General features: G+C 62.8%; 11 protein-coding genes. 2 read left to right on the forward strand and 9 right to left on the reverse strand.

From position 1 onward, the window contains the following. Nucleotides 1-21: 21 nt before the first annotated feature. Nucleotides 22-1,230 (reverse strand): 5-methylcytosine restriction system specificity protein McrC, encoded by a 1,209-nt coding sequence (locus ACTAQJ_RS11395; RefSeq protein ID WP_498702098.1) that lies wholly within the window; start codon nt 1,228-1,230, stop codon nt 22-24. 79 nt (nt 1,231-1,309) lie between these two features. Continuing rightward, entirely contained in the window at nt 1,310-3,544 is a 2,235-nt protein-coding gene (locus ACTAQJ_RS11400) for an McrB family protein (protein ID WP_498702099.1), read from the reverse strand. Between the two features lie 728 nt (nt 3,545-4,272). Between ACTAQJ_RS11400 and ACTAQJ_RS11405 the strand changes: the two genes are divergently transcribed. After that, complete coding sequence (locus ACTAQJ_RS11405; protein ID WP_498702100.1) at nt 4,273-5,475, forward strand: M23 family metallopeptidase; 1,203 nt, start codon at nt 4,273-4,275, stop codon at nt 5,473-5,475. 62 nt (nt 5,476-5,537) lie between these two features. Here ACTAQJ_RS11405 and ACTAQJ_RS11410 read toward each other — a convergent pair whose 3' ends face one another. Then, nucleotides 5,538-8,672, reverse strand: a complete 3,135-nt coding sequence (locus tag ACTAQJ_RS11410; RefSeq protein ID WP_498702101.1) for a glycoside hydrolase family 2 TIM barrel-domain containing protein — start codon at nt 8,670-8,672, stop codon at nt 5,538-5,540. 113 nt (nt 8,673-8,785) lie between these two features. On the opposite strand from ACTAQJ_RS11410, the gene ACTAQJ_RS11415 reads away from it, so the two are divergent. After that, entirely contained in the window at nt 8,786-9,394 is a 609-nt protein-coding gene (locus ACTAQJ_RS11415; RefSeq protein ID WP_498702102.1) for a TetR/AcrR family transcriptional regulator, read from the forward strand. A gap of 25 nt (nt 9,395-9,419) precedes the next feature. On the opposite strand, the gene ACTAQJ_RS11420 is transcribed toward ACTAQJ_RS11415, so the two are convergent. The 6 genes from ACTAQJ_RS11420 to ACTAQJ_RS11445 all read right to left on the reverse strand — a co-directional run bounded on the left by ACTAQJ_RS11420 (nt 9,420) and on the right by ACTAQJ_RS11445 (nt 17,578). Further along, nucleotides 9,420-11,414 carry a DUF5107 domain-containing protein gene (locus tag ACTAQJ_RS11420; protein WP_498702103.1) on the reverse strand — a complete coding sequence of 665 codons (1,995 nt, stop codon included), beginning with the start codon at nt 11,412-11,414 and terminating at the stop codon, nt 9,420-9,422. 131 nt (nt 11,415-11,545) lie between these two features. Continuing rightward, nucleotides 11,546-13,090 (reverse strand): glycoside hydrolase family 32 protein, encoded by a 1,545-nt coding sequence (locus ACTAQJ_RS11425; RefSeq protein ID WP_498702104.1) that lies wholly within the window; start codon nt 13,088-13,090, stop codon nt 11,546-11,548. After that, nucleotides 13,087-14,139 carry a LacI family DNA-binding transcriptional regulator gene (locus tag ACTAQJ_RS11430; RefSeq protein ID WP_498702105.1) on the reverse strand — a complete coding sequence of 351 codons (1,053 nt, stop codon included), beginning with the start codon at nt 14,137-14,139 and terminating at the stop codon, nt 13,087-13,089. The genes ACTAQJ_RS11425 and ACTAQJ_RS11430 overlap by 4 nt, the downstream gene beginning before the upstream one ends. Before the next feature lie 15 nt (nt 14,140-14,154). Next, complete coding sequence (locus tag ACTAQJ_RS11435; RefSeq protein ID WP_498702106.1) at nt 14,155-15,549, reverse strand: right-handed parallel beta-helix repeat-containing protein; 1,395 nt, start codon at nt 15,547-15,549, stop codon at nt 14,155-14,157. Nucleotides 15,550-15,596: 47 nt separating this feature from the next. Next, nucleotides 15,597-16,493 (reverse strand): carbohydrate ABC transporter permease, encoded by an 897-nt coding sequence (locus ACTAQJ_RS11440; protein ID WP_431120140.1) that lies wholly within the window; start codon nt 16,491-16,493, stop codon nt 15,597-15,599. A 197-nt stretch (nt 16,494-16,690) separates the two neighbouring features. Beyond that, nucleotides 16,691-17,578, reverse strand: a complete 888-nt coding sequence (locus ACTAQJ_RS11445) for a carbohydrate ABC transporter permease (protein ID WP_431118672.1) — start codon at nt 17,576-17,578, stop codon at nt 16,691-16,693. Between the last annotated feature and the right edge of the window lie 48 nt (nt 17,579-17,626).

A 17,626-nucleotide genomic window follows, 5' to 3' on the forward strand; every position in this document is an offset into this window, starting at 1 on the left:
CGTGAAGATTTAGTTATCAGGCTAGTCCGACGCCGTTCGTCCCGCCACAGCCTGACGCACTACCTCGCCCCACGATTGTTCCGCGAGGTCGGCCACGGCCGCGAGGATCTCCGACGGCGGCAGTGACAGGTCCAGCGGATACTCCACGATGTCGATGTCCGTGTTCAGGATCCTGCGGAGCTTCATCTCCCCCGGCCCAGCGTACACAAGCCATGCCGTCGGGACCCTGAGCGCGGTGCAGTATGCCAGTAATTGGTAATGGTCCGCGTTCAGTGAAGCGCCGGCATCTCCTGCCGCTGTGTACTTGGAGTCGTACACCACCACCGGCCTCCCGCCCAGGAAGTGCACGGCGTCAGGGCGGACTGTCAGGCGATCCGTGTCCCGGACAGCCTCATTGAGCAGCGCTCCGTATTGAAGGCGCATCTCCCCGGGGTAGGCAGTCATCGCGTGGCGCAAGGCCGTGCCCACGAACTCTTCGAAGACCTGTGCCATGTCCACTACAAAGGAGGCAGTCTGCTGCTTCCCTTCGCCAGCCTCGGCCGAAGCATTGCGCAGGATGACCTCCGAGAGCCGCAGAACGGCGTGGTACCTGAGGTTCATTCGGTTGGCCCGCCACGGCGGCAGAGGGGCTCCGGATTGAAGGCGGGTGACGGCGTCGAGCTTTCCCTTGAGCTGTCGCAAGCGGCTCAAGACGTCGGCCCGGACGCCTGGCACCTTCCCCATGCGTTCCAAAGCGGCGCGGAGGATGCGATTCTCAGCGATGTCCTCGGTGAATTCGTCGTAGGACACTTCCAAGGGGACCATCATTCCGGGCCTGCGGGAGATCTGGTCCGAGATGCGGATGCGGCCTTTGACGGTCCGCAGCGATTCATCAATGGTGAGGTAGCCCTGCAGGACGCCGCGGCTCAGCGCGCGGTCAGCCAACTGGGCCAGTGATTCGGCCAGGGCGCTCCAGAGATCCGGGTGCTCAATTGCTTCCACGGAGTGGTCGCGGAAGCCTTGATCGCCGGCGTAGCTGAGGAGGAAAAGCAAGCGACTCAGGCCGAGCCGGTCCTTGGGGCGGACCTCGAGCTGGACAGTGGAAGTCCTCACCGAGCCGACTTTGCCGACCGGCTCGATCCTGTAGAGGCCCATGCCAATCGGTGACGCCTTCGCCAGCCCACTGGCGTTGACGAACGCAGCCGTTGGGGGGTCAAGCTTGTCAACCACTCCGCGTGAAAGCTCGTCCATGACGATATGCCGGATCCCGGCAGCCGTCCGCGCTGTACCGGCACTTGCGGGTGGACGGCGTGGGCGTGGCGGGACGGCCTTAGCGGGCAGCAAGTCGTCCCAGCAACTGGTCCAGGCCGAAGCGCTCCTCCAACTGGGCACGGTTCAACTGCCCGTGGTAGTGCTCCTCCAGCAACGGCATGAGCTCGTACTTCCAAATGCGGCGCAAACCTGTGGGGTTTTGGGCAGCGTTCTTCATGAAGTAGGACGGCCCGATCATCAGGTCACGGTCCCAGTCATCGATGGCGTCGTTGAGGGCATCCAGGAGATCCGCGTTGAGGGTGTCCAGGCCGCGGGCTTGAAGGAAGCGTCGCAGCGAGCCCCGGACCGGTTCCACCTTGGGATGGAGTTCGATGAAGGCGAAACGACGACGGATGGCGGCGTCCATCATGGCGATGGAGCGGTCGGCGGTGTTCATGGTGCCGATGATGTACAGGTTGTCCGGCAGGCTGAAGGGCTCGTTGGGGCTGTACTGCAGGTAAATGCGGTCATCACGGTACTCAAGGAGGAAGTACAACTCGCCGAAGACCTTGGCCAGGTTGGCACGGTTCATCTCATCGATGATCAGGAAGTACGGCTTGTGCGCGTTTTCCGGCTTGGCAGCTTCCTCCGCGAGCCGACGCAACGGCCCGGCCACGAGCTTGAAGGAGACCTGGCCGTCGTCGGTCTTGTCCGGCCGGTACCCCTCAAAGAAATCCTCGTACGCGTACGACGGATGGAACTGCACCAGCTTCACCCGTTCATCAGTGCTGTCGCCGGCGAGTTCGGCAGCGAGGTGCTTGGCCAGGTACGTTTTGCCGGTACCTGGAGGTCCGTAAAGAACCAGTTGGCGGTTCTCTTCGAGCAGTTCGGCGATCTCTTTCAGGGGCTCGAGGTCCATGTGAAGGGACGCTGCGAACTCTTCCGTTAACGGCCGGAAACCCTGCTGGACAACCTCGACGACGGCGGTGGGCGGCGCTTCATCCTCGCCGTCGGTTTCGGCTTCTACCGGCAGGAGTTCCTGCAACGCCTGAATGACCCTGGTGACATCCACGATGATCCCGGGCGTGGACAGTTGCCGCTGCGCATGGCGTGGGAGTTCGGTGATGGCGTAGCTGTCATCGAACCAGCGGACCTTGCGACGGATACGCCGGTTGTCCTCGTGGTGCTCGGGCTCGCCGAGGACCACTCCCACCCGAACGCGTCCGGCGTGCTGGTAAAGGGTAAGGTCGCCCGGTTTCATCACCGTGAGGAAGGCGAAGACCGCCGTCTTGGTGTCCTCGCGCTCTACATAGCCGAGGTGCTTGTAGTCCTCGTCCACAGCATGCTGGACCACGCCGGCGGTGACTCCGGCAATGAGCGAGCGGAGGTGCTCAACGTCCAGAGTGGCTTTCTCTTCAGCAACCCAGGTAGCCAGCAGGTCAGCGTTGTCGTGATGGGTACGCAGCAACCAGGATCTGCGGCCGGGATCTCCCACCTTGCGCCATTGGCTGACCAGCTGGCGTGCGTACCAATCGATACGCTGCCCGGCTTGTTCATCCAGGTGGAGCCGGATCCGGTGGATGTCCGCGGTGACGTCCTCCTCGGTATCGCCCCCGGCGCCGCCAACGAGTGAGGCGAAAGCGTCGCGAATCTCCCGGCGCTCCACGTCAGCCACCACGGGCTCGAAGTAACTGGGCCACACCAAATACTCAATACTGCGGCGCAGGGCTGGCTGGTCCTCTGGTGTTCCGACCGCAAGCTCGTGGAACTTCAAAGGATCGGCGAGCGCCCGGTTGATGGTTTCCGTGCTCTGGCTGTCAACGTGGGCAACAAAGCGGCACAGCCATTTCAGGTGGTCCCAAATGGTCCAGTTGAACTCGGCGGTACGGTCGCGGATCACGCCGTGGTCCGTCATGCCTTCGTAGAGCTGTTCCGGCAACTCGATCGGCGGCTCCACCCATGAGGCAGCCTCGGCAACCCGAGCGCGCTTCACCCTGAGGGACTTGACCTCATGGGCCAGCGGCAATGACTGCAGGAACATCAACTCCACTGCCAGCAGCTTGGCTTCTCGGGACGCGCCTTCGAGGTTTTGCCGGAGATTGGTCATCATGGGCGCCTTGGAGTCGGCCACTCCGCGCTCAAGTCGTTCAAGCAGCTCCCCGGCGGCGTCTGCCGTCCACGTCAGCGTGCGTCCGTCCAGCGCCGACGGTCTGCCTTGGAGCGCCGGGCCCAGCACATACCAGGCCGCGTCCTCGATCTCCTTGGAGATTCCGGGGGCGCGGTCAATGGCAGGCTTCACGGAGGGGGTCACCATGCCAACTTACCTTGTTTGACTTAGCCAAGCATCTGGATTTGGACGCGCAGAGGACAGGTAGAAGTCTGATTGAGTAGCGATGTTCGCGCGCACATGGCTTGACGTGAGCCTGTCATTCCCATAGACCTGCAGTACCCGTAATATGCAGTGATCGGATCCAGACAATGGTGTGGACCTCCAACGCTTTTCGCCGGGCAGGGGCTCATGTCAGGAGCGGGATTTGTGAACAACAAACCTCCTGAGAAAAGCCCAACGCGGCTCCATAGGCGCGCCCGGTTTCCGTTAGCGGTTATTGCGGCGGCGGTCCTGCTTGGCTGCTTCCAATCTGCAGCAGTCACCACGGCGCCCTCGGGCATCCAACAGATCCGGGCAAACTCATCGACGGACGCGTCTTCCGTAGCCAACCGGTCCACGAATGACACTCCGGTTCAGGCCACCAACCCTTCGGGAACGGTTGAGCCTTCGCCTACAAACCCCTTGGGGGCGACCCTCTGTCAGCAAACAGCCTCAGGATTTGGAGTGGCGTCCACAAACGGCGGTCCTTCAGACCTCCAACTCCACAATGCTTCGGCCATCATGGTGGCGGGCCAAAAACTGGGGCTCCCACTCGATGCCCAAATCCTTGGGGTACAAGCCGCGCTTGGCGAATCTTCCCTTGAAAGCAAGGATTTCGGCGACGCCGCTGGGCCAGACTCCCGCGGGCTGTTCCAGCAGCGTGCCAACGGGGCATGGGGCTCGATGCCGACCGCATGGACCCGTTCGTCAGCGCAACCAGCTTCTTCCTTGCACTGAAGGGCATCAAGGACTGGAACCTTCTGCCCTCCAGCCTGGCCATCCACCAAGTACAGCGGAACCAGGATCCAAACCACTACACCAAGTACAGGGAGCTGGCCCAGGAGATCGTGGGCTTCCTGGGTTCCCAGGGTCCACTCACCTGTTCAGGCGGCGGTTCGTGGCAACCATCAATTGGGGACGCTGTGTCCCGTCATGTACGGCCAGGATCAGGCACTTTGCTGTCCCCACTGCTGAATCTGCGCCCCAGTTCACCCTTTGGGCTACGCACCAGTCCGATCACAGGTGCCCCTGGTGAATTTCATACCGGGCAGGACTTCGCTGCGGCCTGTGGCACACCGGTTCATTCTGCTGATGACGGCTACGTGCGCGAGGTGGGCTGGCATGCCTGGGGTGGTGGCAACCGGATAGAGATCGATCACGGCAATGGGCTTATCACTACCTACAACCACCTACAGGCGAGCGCAGTGCGCAAAGGCCAGGTAGTCGAAGCCGGGGACGTCATCGGATTGGTAGGCTCCACTGGTTCGTCGACGGGATGCCACCTTCACTTTGAAACAATTGTGAATGGCGTGCTGGTGGATCCATCATCATGGAGCCTGATTCCGCTGGGCAAAGAATCGTCCGTGGATCTGCTCAGGCTCACCAGCTTCTCACCAGCAACAGGAACGACGCCGGTTGGCGAGGTTCCGGTGTGGTCGCTCGGCGGCGCGCTTGGCGAGCAGGCGACGTCGGCCCCCGCGCCGACTGCGCCATCGACTCCCGAACCTGCAACGATCCCAACGGCTACGCCCACGCCTACTGCAACGGCGGAGCCCACGGCGACCCCAACGGCCAGTCCCACCCCAACCGCTGAACCCACGCCAACACAATCCGCAACGGCCACGCCGACTCCAACCGCTTCGCCCACGCCGACCCCAACGACCGCGCCGACGGCAACTCCAACCAGTGAACCTACCCCGACGCCCACCTCCGAGCCCACGCCAACACCTACTCCAACAGCCACGACCGCTCCCACCGCAACCATCACAGCGACCCCAACTACAGGGCCGACGCCCACCGCAACTATCACGCCGACCCCAACTACAGGGCCCACACCGACTCCAACCATCACAGCCACGCCCACTCCGACACCCTGAGCGTGTCCTTGAGCGTGTCTGGCCTTGTCCGCACGCAGTTGAACGGCCGGACTGGATTCCTGCTAGCCGGCAGCCGCGATCCTGAATACCAGCGTGCGGGCTTCGGGTTTGAGGGCGAAGTCCGGCCAGACGTCGGGACCACAGGCCCGCGAACCCAGCCCGTGCTGTGCGGCGTCAAGGTAGAGGAAGCTGTTCCGGCTCTGCGGCAATTCGTGTGGATGGGCCGCGCCCGAGATCTGCTGGGCCGTATGCCGGGACAACGTGAAGCCAGGCAGCCGCTCCCTGGAATCGGGAAGTGCATGGAACGTCACCCAGGGATCCGTGCCGTTGCGCAGCTCCAGGGATCGGACAGCACTCCTGTGCCCCGTCTCCTGCGGCCGGGCGTAGTTCACGCTCAGCTCGTCGATTGCCGCCGAGTAGCGGCCCACGAAGGCAGCACGCATGCTGTCGGGATACGATTCCCGGGGTCCTGTCCCGAACCAGGAGGCTCCATCCACTGACTTGGGCAGCTCAAACCGCACGCCCAGGCGAGGCCATACCATGTCCCAGCCCGAGCTGGGTGCAATGTCCAGGCGCAACCACAGCTCTCCCCCGTATACCTGCCACTGCTCATCCACGGCAACAGAATGTGCGTTGTCCGCGGCGGCATAGCGGGTGGTGACGAACACGCCGTCGTCGGCCTGCATCACTTTCTCGACGCGGGCCGTCAACCTATCAAGACCCGCCTTGAGCCACACATTCTGGTTGGACGGAGCCGGAACCCCAGTGCCATTGTTGAGCCACGGGTCTGCGAGGTCATAGCTGCCGAAATCCGAACCTCGGTCGTTGTCCGTTGGCGCTCGCCACAACTCCAGGCGCGGGCCGGATACCGGCAGTCCAGCCAGGGCAACGAGCCGACCATCCTCGAACTGGGCAGGTCCAAGGGCTCGAGTGCCAGCCGTCCCGGTCTCTTCCCGCTCAGCCGAGGCCAGTGGCCGCGGCGCCTTAGATGGACGCCTGGCAGCAGACGCAGTGAAATCCAGCTGCGCAGTGGAGATGACGTGCCCAGCAGGAGCCCACGCGGTGTCCTTGCGCAGGGCAACCTCAACGGTGAGCCACTGTTCGCCGGCCTCCACCTTACTGAGAGCGTTCAGCGCCAACTCCGGCAGCTCCATGACTGTGGACTCACCCGCGGCGAGTTGACCGCCAGAGGAGGTCACGACGTCGAACGTTCCAGACGCGGTGGGCTCGCCGTCCGTTTCGGTGCGCCAGCGAAGGACGACGTCGGACGCGTCGGCCGTGTGCCGCAGGTTGGCGAGTGTGAGCAATGGGCCTCCCACGCCGTCGGTGACGGTTGTGTCGAAGCCCAAACGGAGGGGCGCCACGATCTGTTTGTACTCGAACAGCCCCGGGCTGGGCGTCGAGTCCGAAAGAACCATGCCGTCCATGACGAAATTGCCGTCGTGGACCACCTCGCCGAAGTCGCCCCCGTAGGCGAAGAACTCTGTGCCATCAGCGGTGGTAGTGCGGATCCCGTGGTCCCGCCATTCCCACACGAAGCCTCCATGTAACCGCGGGTAGCGGTCCACCAGGTCCTCATATTGGTCGATCGCACCGGGACCGTTGCCCATTGCATGCACGTACTCGCAGAGGATGAACGGTTTGCTGCGTTGGCGCGCCGATTCCGCGGCGGAGCAGCCCAGCAGGAGCGAGCCGGAATCGTTGCGGCCAATGGCTTCGGTTTCGGGGATGGAGGAGTACATGCGCGAGTAGACGTCCGTGTACGCGCCGGTGTAGTCGCCCTCGTAGTGCACTGGACGGCTGGAGTCTCTCGCGTGCGTCCACGCGGACATCGCAGCGAGGTTTGCGCCGGTTCCTGCCTCGTTACCCAGGGACCACATGACGATTGAGGGGTGGTTCTTGTCCCGCTCAACGGTGCGCTCCATCCTGTCCACCAACGCCTCACGCCAGGCAGGATCGTCACTGGGATTTCCGGCCCAGCCATGACGCTCAAAGCCATGTGTTTCAAGATCGCATTCCAGGATCACCCAAAATCCCATTTCATCAGCGAGATCCAACAGGCGGGGGTGCGGAGGGTAGTGGCTGGTGCGGATGGCATTGACGTTGAACTGCTTCATCATGGCAAGATCGGCGCGGGCAAAATCTTCGTCGAAGACGCGGCCACGGTCCGGGTGCGTCTCGTGCCGGTTGACGCCGTGGAACACCACCCGCCGCCCGTTCACGAGGAATTGGTCTCCCTTGATCTCCACAGTGCGGAAGCCAATCTTCAATGAGACCGTTTCGCCTTGGCTTGAGATCGACGCCGCGTACAGCCGCGGGACTTCCGCGGACCAGGGTTCGACGGCGGCAATCGCCACCGGGGCGACATCCGCCGGAGTTTCCCACGTGACGTCAACATCGAGTTCGGGCACGCGCAGCCGCACAGGATAGGCAGCGGGAGCAGCGGTAATTTCGGCGTCAATGATGCCTGAACCGGAGTCGCTGGTGCCCTCAAAAGGGGTCCGCAACCAGACGTCGTCGATACCCGCTTGAGGACGGGCCTGCAGCGTGACGTCCCGGAAGATGCCCGGCATCCACCATTGGTCCTGGTCCTCGACGTAGCTCGAAGCAGACCACTGATGGACGCGGACAGCCAGGACGTTTTCCCCGGGACGGACTGCCTCGGTGACGTCGAATTCCTGGGCCAGCCGGCTTCCCGTGCCCACGCCGATTACCGTTCCGTTGACCCACACTTTGTAGCGGGATTCCACCCCGTCAAAGCGCAGGACGATCCTCTCCGCACTTGCCCAGTCCGCAGGAATCGTGAAGGTCCTCCGATAATCGCCCGTTGGATTCTCGTCCGGCACGTGGGGTGGCTCGGTGGGAAAAGGGAACTGGACGTTGGTGTAGATGGGGCGGCCATACCGGCCCTCACCTTCCAGGACCCAGTGGGAAGGAACAGGGATCTCATCCCAGCCGGAATCATCCAGGCCTTCGGCAGCGACTCCCTCTATCTGCTCGCCGGCGGGCAGCACTCCCCTGCCGCCTGGCGTTCCGGGCGCACCGGGCAGCAACCGGAATTTCCACAAGCCGTTGAGCGGGATCGTAGGCGCGTCACTCCGCAGCCAGGAACGGGCTGGCAGCCGATTGCCGGAGCCGGGGCCACGATGGGTGATGTAGGAAGTGCCGGCAAACAAAGCCGAAGATGTCGATTCCACGTGGCTCCTTCAAGCGTCCACTGCAGGGTTGGGTGTGACCACGCTAACACAAACTTCGAGTAGTTACTCTAATTTCAGAATTCCGATCCCCGCCCGCTGTACACTGGCTTGCCATGACCACAAAGGACACGGCAAGCGCCAAGCGGGGACCCTACGCCAAGGCGAAGGAAAAGCGACGACTCATCCTCGACTCCGCCCACGCCGTGTTTGCCGCGAAGGGGTATCTAGGCGGCTCGCTGCAGGACGTTGCCAACCAAGCGGGCATGAGCCAGACCAGCCTCCTGCACTACTTCCCGTCCAAAAGCGATCTCCTGATGGGCGTCCTGGAGTGGCGCGACGAGCTGACCGGAAGCGCGAATCCCTCCGCTGGGGAAGAATCGTTGGAGGAAGCCGTGATTCGCACGGCGCTCCATAACGAGAAGATTCCCGGCGTCATCGAGCTCTACACAGTGCTGTGCGCGGAATCGATCACGAATGCCCATCCCGGCCGTGAATACTTCACCGAACGCTTCGAACGCATACGTGCAAGCTATACCCGCTCTTTTGCGGCCTTGGCCCAGGAGGGCAAGCTCCGGCCCGGCGTGGATCCAGCGTGGGCAGCCATGTCCCTGGTGGCCCTGTGGGACGGACTTCAAACCCAATGGCTGTTGGCCCCGGACGCCATAGATGTAGCAAAAGCCCTGCGCGGCTTCTTCGAAGTGGTCTTGCTGCCCGAAGCGTGAGATTCGAAAACCCGCTCCAACCGGTCTAGTGCATTCCAAATTGGTAGTTGAACGGCACAGCTTCGCCCGGACAGACTTCTTCCCAGAGCGCCGCGATGGCATCCTCTCCCTCGCGGAGGTCCGGTATCTCCACCCCTTCCCGCAGGATGGTTGCAGCCTCGCCCGCCTTCCCCACCCGGGCCAGTGCCAGGGCCTTGAGGAACCTCAAACGCCCGACGGCGGCGCCCTCCCCGGGTGCGGACTCCCTGGGTGCGGACTCCAGCAGTTCCAGCGCCTGGGCCGGCTGGTCATGGCGGATGCAGAGTGTCACAGCCTCCGTGAGCAATGCCGTGTTGGCGGAGTCAGCCTGAACCCCTCTCCTGAGTTCATCCAGGCCCTCGCGATCCGCGCCCCCGGCCAGTAACGCCAATCCCAATCCGCGATGTGCGAGCGCCAAAGTCCGCGGCCGAACGCCCCCGGCAGCAGGCACGTCACGGTAGGCCTCCTTGGCTCCCTCCAGATCCTGCCTGCCATGCCTCATCGTGGCCACGTGGAAGCGCGCCTCAGGACTTTCCTGTCCCTCCAGCAGCTCCTCCCAGTCAGCTCCGGCAACAAAGCCGGGCGCGCCGTCGAACGCTTTTCCCTTCAGCAGGTCCAGCCATGGTTCCTGCTCCGCCGTGATGCTTTCATCGACGAAGGGTGTGCCGCTCTCATCAATCCAGCCCTTGCCTGCCCTTCGGCGCCGCGCCCGCTCCACCACTCCCCAGCCACTGCCGTGGAGCACCATGGTGGAGGGCGGGACGTCAGCATCGGTGATGGCGGCGGGCAGCATTGCCTCCAGGTCCGCGTGCGCCAGAAGCTCCTCAAGCCGCTGGCCGGCATGGGCTACGGCCGCATTCCAGTCCGATCCGTGGGCAGTATGCGGGTCCAGATGCCCGTTCCCATACGCTTCCACCCAGGACCATTCCGCACCCGCGGGCATGGCCAAATGCTCAAACTGGGTTCTCGCCAGACCGGCCTGGATCTCGGCGTAAGGGCCGGCCCCCGGGCTCAACCACTGCTGCCACCGTTTGCCGCCCTGGCCTTGTCCCCAGACGAAAAGCTTCTTGCCCCTCAGCCGGCTGGTGGACAGCATCGCCAGCCCATCGCCGTCGTGGTCCGCAGCCACAACCCAGCGACGTTCGGAAGGATCAATATCAAAGAAGAAATCGGCGGCATGCGGGCTGTTGACCAACCACGTGCCGTCGTAGCCATTGTGGTCCGTGGGCCGGACACGGGTGATGTCCGTGGCGTAGTCGCTGCCAAAAGCTTCGTCGGCCGGGGCGATCACCCGGGTGCGGTCCGTTTCCGGAATGGCCGCGTTGCTCCACCAGTACATGGGAACGTCATGGTCATTCGGGTTGCGGATGCGCACGGCCGCGAAGAGCACCTCCGATTCGGCAGGCAACCATATGTCCACTTGGAACACCACTTCCCGGAGCCGCTCGAACTCCCACACGCGAAGGATGTGCTTGCCGTCCAGGGTGTGGACGATCGCCGTGTGCAGCGGATCGCAACTGGTGGGTGAGTGGCCGCGCGTGCCAATGTTCCACTCCAGGCCGCCCGCGAACCACGCCTTTCGCAGCGCGATGTTGGCGAGCTGGGGCGCGTCGTGCGTGTGGAGGAGCTGCTTTCCCGTCACTTTGTCGAACAATTCCCAGATACGGCCGCCCAACGACGGTATGACCGTCGCCCTGAGTTTGCTGTTCTCAAGCACGACGGCGGGCAGTTCCTTTGGTGCCGCCTCGCGGCTATAGCCATCCTGCATGAGGTACGGGAAGACGTTGGGTACTACTCCGTAGCGAGCCGCCGCCTGGAGTTCTTCCGGAACACCCTCGCCTACGGTATAGGGCTGATCGAGTTCTTCCGGAACACCCTCGCCTACGGTATAGGGCTGATCGAGTTCCGCGGCCACCACCGGCAAAGGGTTCAGCGGGCCAATGCCTGCCATGGTCAGGGAAATGGTGGTGACAGTGAGGTTGGAAGGTGAAATGGCAGCCATGTCAGTATCCGTTCGTGAGGAATCAACGTCCACATCCACAGTCTCCTCGGACCGGGAAGCCCGCGCCAGAACTCCCTGGGGAGAGCCGATCCAGCCCTGTCTGTTAGGACGTGGCTGTTAGAACGTGGCCGTTAGTTCAGATCGGTGACAACCAGGTTCCGCACAACGGCGGTGCCGCCTTCCACCCGCAGCTCGGTGCCGAGGCTCCCGGGCAGGGCGAAGACAAGATCGCTCAGGACAACCCTGCCGTCTTGGGCGAAGACCTCCACTGATTGGTCCACGATAATACGCAGCCTCAGCACGCCGTCGTCGAGCTTCACCGGCGCCGACTCTGCCGACGCAAACTTTTCGTGGAAGCCGGTGTTTCCGGAATGGCGGCGATCCAGGGTGAGCTGGCTCGTGACGGCATCAAAGCTGAGAACCGTTGCGGCGCTCCCGTCCGGGGCACATAGAAGCCTGAACGCAATGGTCCGGGCCGAGCCTGGCAGGATCTCTGCCTCGATCAGTTGGGCTGACCCGGGCATGGCGTTGGGCAGTTGCACAGCGGAGTCCTGAAGTTCGGCATCCGGGAGAATGCTGGCCGGCTTTCCGGAGTCCAGGGGCAGCACCAGCGGAAGCACGGGCCGCTGCACCAAGCGCGGCAAACCGTCCACTGTTGCGAGTTCGACCTCGCGGGCAAGGGACATCCCCGAGCGCCACGGGGCCGTGGGCAAGGAGTTGGCATAGTCCCAGTTGTTCATCCAGCCGATCATGATGCGCCGGCCCTCCGGGGCGTTGCTGAAGGAGACTGCGGCGTAGTAGTCACGTCCCCAGTCGAGCCAGAGGCATTGCCTGAGGTCGGTGGTCCCGTCAGGAGCCGGTGAAACGAGCGAATCAGGATCGGCAGTGAACTGCACGCCATCGAAGTGCCCCACGAAGTACTGCCCACCCGAGCCACCGGCCACGGCGCCAGGATTGACGTTAACCACCAGGACCCACTTGACGTTCGCCGGGTCCCCGTCGACGGGGAGCGGGAAGAGGTCCGGGCATTCCCATTCGCCTTCCGCGGAGTTCGCAGGGCCGAAAGTACTCAGGTATTCCCAGTCCTTGAGGTTCGCCGAGCGGTACATGACAACCTGCTGATGCTGGGCCTCCACGGCCACCATCACCCAACAGGACCCGGCAGATCCCTCATAGCGGAACACCTTGGGATCCCGGAAATGGGCCGAGCCGCGGGCAAGCACCGGATTGCCTGCATATTTGCTCCACGTCATGCCGCCATCCGTGGAGAACGCGAGGGACTGGGCCTGTGTCCCCTGATGCGCCGAGCCTTCCTTAAAGGCGCTCGTGTAGATGGCCACCAACGCCGGATCTTCCTCTGTGCCGAACCCCGACGTATTGCCGTGGTCCACCACGATGCTGCCGGAAAAGACGTCCTCTTCGTCGTCGCAGGCGATGGCAACGGGATGCTCGGTCCAGTCCAGGAGGTCAGTCGAGGTGGCGTGCCCCCAGGACATGTTGCCCCAGACGTTGTCGAAGGGGTTGTTCTGGTAGAAGAGGTGGTAGACGCCGTTGTACCAAACCAGTCCGTTGGGATCGTTCAGCCAGGTGTTCTTGGCCGTGTAGTGAAGTATCGGGCGCATCGTTGAGGCGGCGTCTTCGCCGGGACCGGCACGGTGCGTTGTTGTTTCAGTCATCGGAGGTCTTTCGGGAGGGAAGCGACGGAGTCGCGAAGAACCATGGGGCAGGGAAGAACGGTGGGATGGGTGGCGAACAACTGCAGGTCGGTTTTCCCTTCGATGGCATCGATCAGGTTTTCCGTTGCCCAGGCACCCATTTCGTAGTGCGGCAAGGCGACTGTTGTCAGCGCTGGGTAAAGGTTTTCGGCAATGAGTTCCTGGTTGTCGAAACCGACGAAGGAGATGTCATCCGGAATCCTCAGGCCAAGTTCCGCAGCGGCCCGGTACGCACCCATGGCCATACGGTCGTTGTAGCAAAACACGGCCGTTGGCCGGCTCTCGGATTTCAGCAGGCGCAGCGCCGCCTGGTAGCCACCGGGCATCTCAGAGATCTCGGACTGCACCAGTTCTTCGTGGAACGGCAGCCCGGCGTCTGCCAACGTCTCCCTGAAAGCCCGCAACCGGGAGTGGGTTGCAGGTACGTCGTCGGTGTTGTTGAGCATCCCGATCCGGGTGTGACCGGCGTCGATCAGTGTCTGCACTGCGGACCTTGCCCCGCCCACTTCGTCGGGGATGACGGAGGAAACAGTTTGGCTGATGTCTTCGGAGTCCACCAGGACTGCAGGCAGTCCCGCGAGGTTCTTGGGGACAGCCAGCTTCCGGTGATACATCGTGGCGTACAGGATGCCATCCACTTGCCTGTCCAGCAGGTCCGCCACCTGGCTTTCCTTGGACTCCTGGGAGCTGGTGCTGGTGGAGTTGATGATCATGATGTTGTAGCCCCGGCGCTTGGCAGTTTCCTCTGAGCCCAGGATGATCCTGCCTGCATGCGGCGTGGTGGCGATTTCCTCGCTGATGAACCCGATCATCCCCGAACGTTGCGTCCTCAGGGCCTGGGCCAGGCGGTTCGGGCCGTATCCCAGGCGATGCGCAGCCTCCTGGACCCGCTCCCTGGTTCTTGCGCCAACCCGGGCGTAGGCAACATCGTTCAGGACGTGGGAGACGGTGGTGACCGAAACTCCGGCCTCTGCCGCCACATCCTTGATACCCACTGATCTATTGGTCATTGGTCCCCCACGTCCTCATGATGTTGGTGCTGATCCTGCGATCGAATCAGCATGTGCCGCCTGGAAACCGACCGTCGGTGTGGCCCTCAGGGCGTTGACAGCCCTATCTGCAATAACCTGAGCCTCAGATCCGGAATCAAGGATCGTATTCCGGGCAGATCCGGAATCGACCAGGACAGCCGTAACGGCGAGCCCGTCAGAAGTACCCGTGGTCAACAGGGCGTCCACCTGGGCGGAGAAGCAGGAATCACTGGACGTGGCGTGAACGTCCATCGCCACCACGTGGTTGTTGGAGACGAAGTTTCCAGCTCCCTCCAGCAACCGGATGATGACCGGCGTCGCTCCTGCGGGACGGATGCTCTCTGCGTCGATGACCTCGGAGAAGTGGTTGCCCACCACAGAGTTGTTGCTCCCGCTCACGCAGAGAAGCCCGTAAAGATCGTCCAGCCCGTTATCGACTCCCAGGAAGGGTGTCCAGGGCTCATGGTCACGCAGGAAGTGGTTCGTTGCCACCAGGTTCTCGGAACTGTTCTCTGCGAGAACCACCATCCCGGGGTAGAAGGAATGCAGCCGGTTGTTGGTGACGCTTGAACGCGTGACGCCGTCCAAATGGATGCTGCTGGCACCCCTGGGGAAGATGTTGTTCGCGGTTATCAGGAGGCCGCCATGGTTCTTGGCATAGATCGAGTGGCCCTTGAAACCTGCTCCGATCAGATTGTCGGTGATCTTTGACGCCTGTCCCCAACCACGCAACTCAATGCAGCTTCCACATTCAGCAATGAAGTTATCGTGAATGGAAAGCGCGTCAGCGTTGTGGATAGTGAGGGCGTTCTCAAGGTAGATGAACCCCATCCCCGTGACGCGGAATGAGTCATTGGCGCTCGCCACATAGATACCGGTCTTGCCGTTCACATAGGTGTTCTCTGGCGGCAGCCCGGAGCCGTCCGGGGTGAAGTGCAAGCCGTCGATGCAGAAGTTGGAGAACTCCACCGAGCTGATCCGGGGGCTCCCGGTTCGCTCAATGTAGAAGGCGGCTCCCTTGGCTTCGTCCACACCCTCGCCATCAACACCGAGCGGAAGATCGACAATTATGCGACTTCCTCCGGGCCACAGCTCATGGAGGCCGGACCACTCGTCCTCGGGAACGTTGAACCGGATGCTCGAAGACGTAAAGCCGTGCCCCGAGCCCTGGATCCTGAGGAAGCTGATATCGATCAGCACCTGCGTACGGAGATGGTAGTCCCCGGGCGGCAGGTAGATCACCGCTCCCGGCTTTCCTCCGTTGTTCACGTCGGTGGCTGCCTGCCGGGCCTTGACGTCGGCGATGATGCTGTTGATGACTTCACCGACGTCCTGGGACGGGTTGCCGACCGGCCATGTAGTCACGTCGTAGTAGTTGTTGCTTGACATAGCTTCTGCCCTTTTTGTGGTGTGGTTTCTCAGCCAGTGACGGTTGCTTAGCCCTTGACGGCGCCGAGCGTCATGCCTGCGACGATCTTGCGCTGCAGGAGAAGGGTGAGAAGGATGACCGGGATCGAGTACACGGCTGCCAGCGCCGTCATGGATCCCCAGTCCAGGCCGAACTGGGTCTGGAAGTTCGCGATGACCACTGGAGTCGTCTGGGATCGGATGGCGGTCATCAGGAGTGCGAAGAGGAATTCGTTCCATGATGCGAGGAAGGCGAAGATCGCGGTGACGGCGATGCCTCCGGAAACCACCGGGATCACCACCCGCCAGAGCGCGCCGAGCCTGCTGCAGCCATCCACGGTTGCTGCCTCTTCCAGGTCGCGGGGAACAGCCTCAAAGAAGCTGGACATCAGCCAAATGGAGAGCGGCAGGGAAATGGTGGTGTGGGCAATGGACAACGCGATCGGCGTATCCGCCAAACCAGCCGAAGCCATCATGGATGCCAGCGGAATGCCGATTGCTACCGGCGGCACCATGCGGGTGACCAGTGCGGCCATGATGAACACCCGGCCGCTCGGAGTCTTGTAGCGCGTGATGCCATAAGCCGCCGGGACAGCCAGCACCAAGGACAGCAGGGTGCTGATGATTGCGGTCTGGATGCTGTTGATGAATGAAGCCAACACACCGCTGCGGCCCAGGGCGTTCGCGTAATTCTCCAGCGTCCATTCCTTCGGGAGGATTGTGGGTGGAACGGCGATGGTGTCGATCGGAGTCTTGAAGGACGTAAACAACAGGTACAGGAACGGGAACCCGTACAGCACCATGGCGGCGGCCAGCAGGATCCACAGGATGGTCCTGGTACTGCGGCGGCCGGCCTCAAGGCCTTCACGGTTGACGCCGCGGCGCCTGCGCGGGGCGCTTGGCTCAGTAACCTTCGACGGCGGCAGCACAGTTTTGCCTGTAGTCCCACCTTGGGCTTGCTTCGCTGTCTGGGTGTTCCTGGCTGCCGTGAGCCGGGCGACTGTTGCCGCGACGCCCGTTGCTGGGCCGCCCATTGCTGGGCCGCCCTTTGCTGAACGGCGCGGCCCGATGCCAGGAGCGGAAGCCGGTGTCCCGCCGTCGTGCGATGTTTCTGCGGCGCTCATCAGTTGTCCTTTCCTGGCCGCCAGATGGTGGCCACCGCGAAGAATGCGACGGCGAGCATCGCCAGCAGGTAGATGGTGCCCATGGCGCTGGCCAGGCCGGGATCGCCGAAGCGGATCATGGTCCGGTAGATCAGCAGGCTCATGGTTTCGGAGGCGGACTGCGGGCCCCCGTTGGTTTGGATGAGGATGGTGTCAAAGGCCCGGGCGGCATCGATTCCGCGGACCACCAGTGCCACGGCGATCACCGGGCGGAGGAGCGGAAGGATGATCTGGAACAGCAGCGCCGGTGCCTTGGCGCCGTCCAGGCGGGCTGCCTCGATGAGGTCGCCTGGGATGTTTTGGAGGCCTGCGAACAGGACCAGGCACATGAAGGACGTCGTGAGCCAGATATCGGGGACGGCTACCGAGAACAGCACGATGTTCGGGTCCGAGAGCCAGCCGATCTGGTTGGGGTTGGAGAGGATGCCTGCTTGGTGCAGGAGGGTCCCGATGAGGCCGAAGTTATCGATCATCAGGAACTTCCAGAGCAGGCCGGCCACGATCGGCGCAATCATCAGCGGGTAAAGGAAGACCGTTCGCCAGATCTGGGACTTGCGTCCGAGCGTGGTGAACAGGAGAGCCATACCGAGGCCGAGCGCGAACTCGAGCGTCACCACCACGACTGTGTAGGCTAGGGTCCGCCAGCCGGCACCCATAAAGGCTTCGGAGGCGAATGCTGCCGCATAGTTTTGGAATCCGACGAAGTCACGCGGGCCGCCCGCGATGGGCGAGATCTTGAAGAAGCTGTCTGCGACGAGGCGGAACAGCGGGTAGGCCACAAACACGGCCAGGAACAGCGCCGCTGGGGTCATCAGGTATAGGGCGAAGCGGCGATCGGAGATACGCACGATTTTCTCTTCTGTTTGTTGGGGCCACGGCCGGCACCGGCTGAGTCG

The sequence above is a fragment of the Arthrobacter sp. alpha11c genome, from assembly GCF_054149985.1.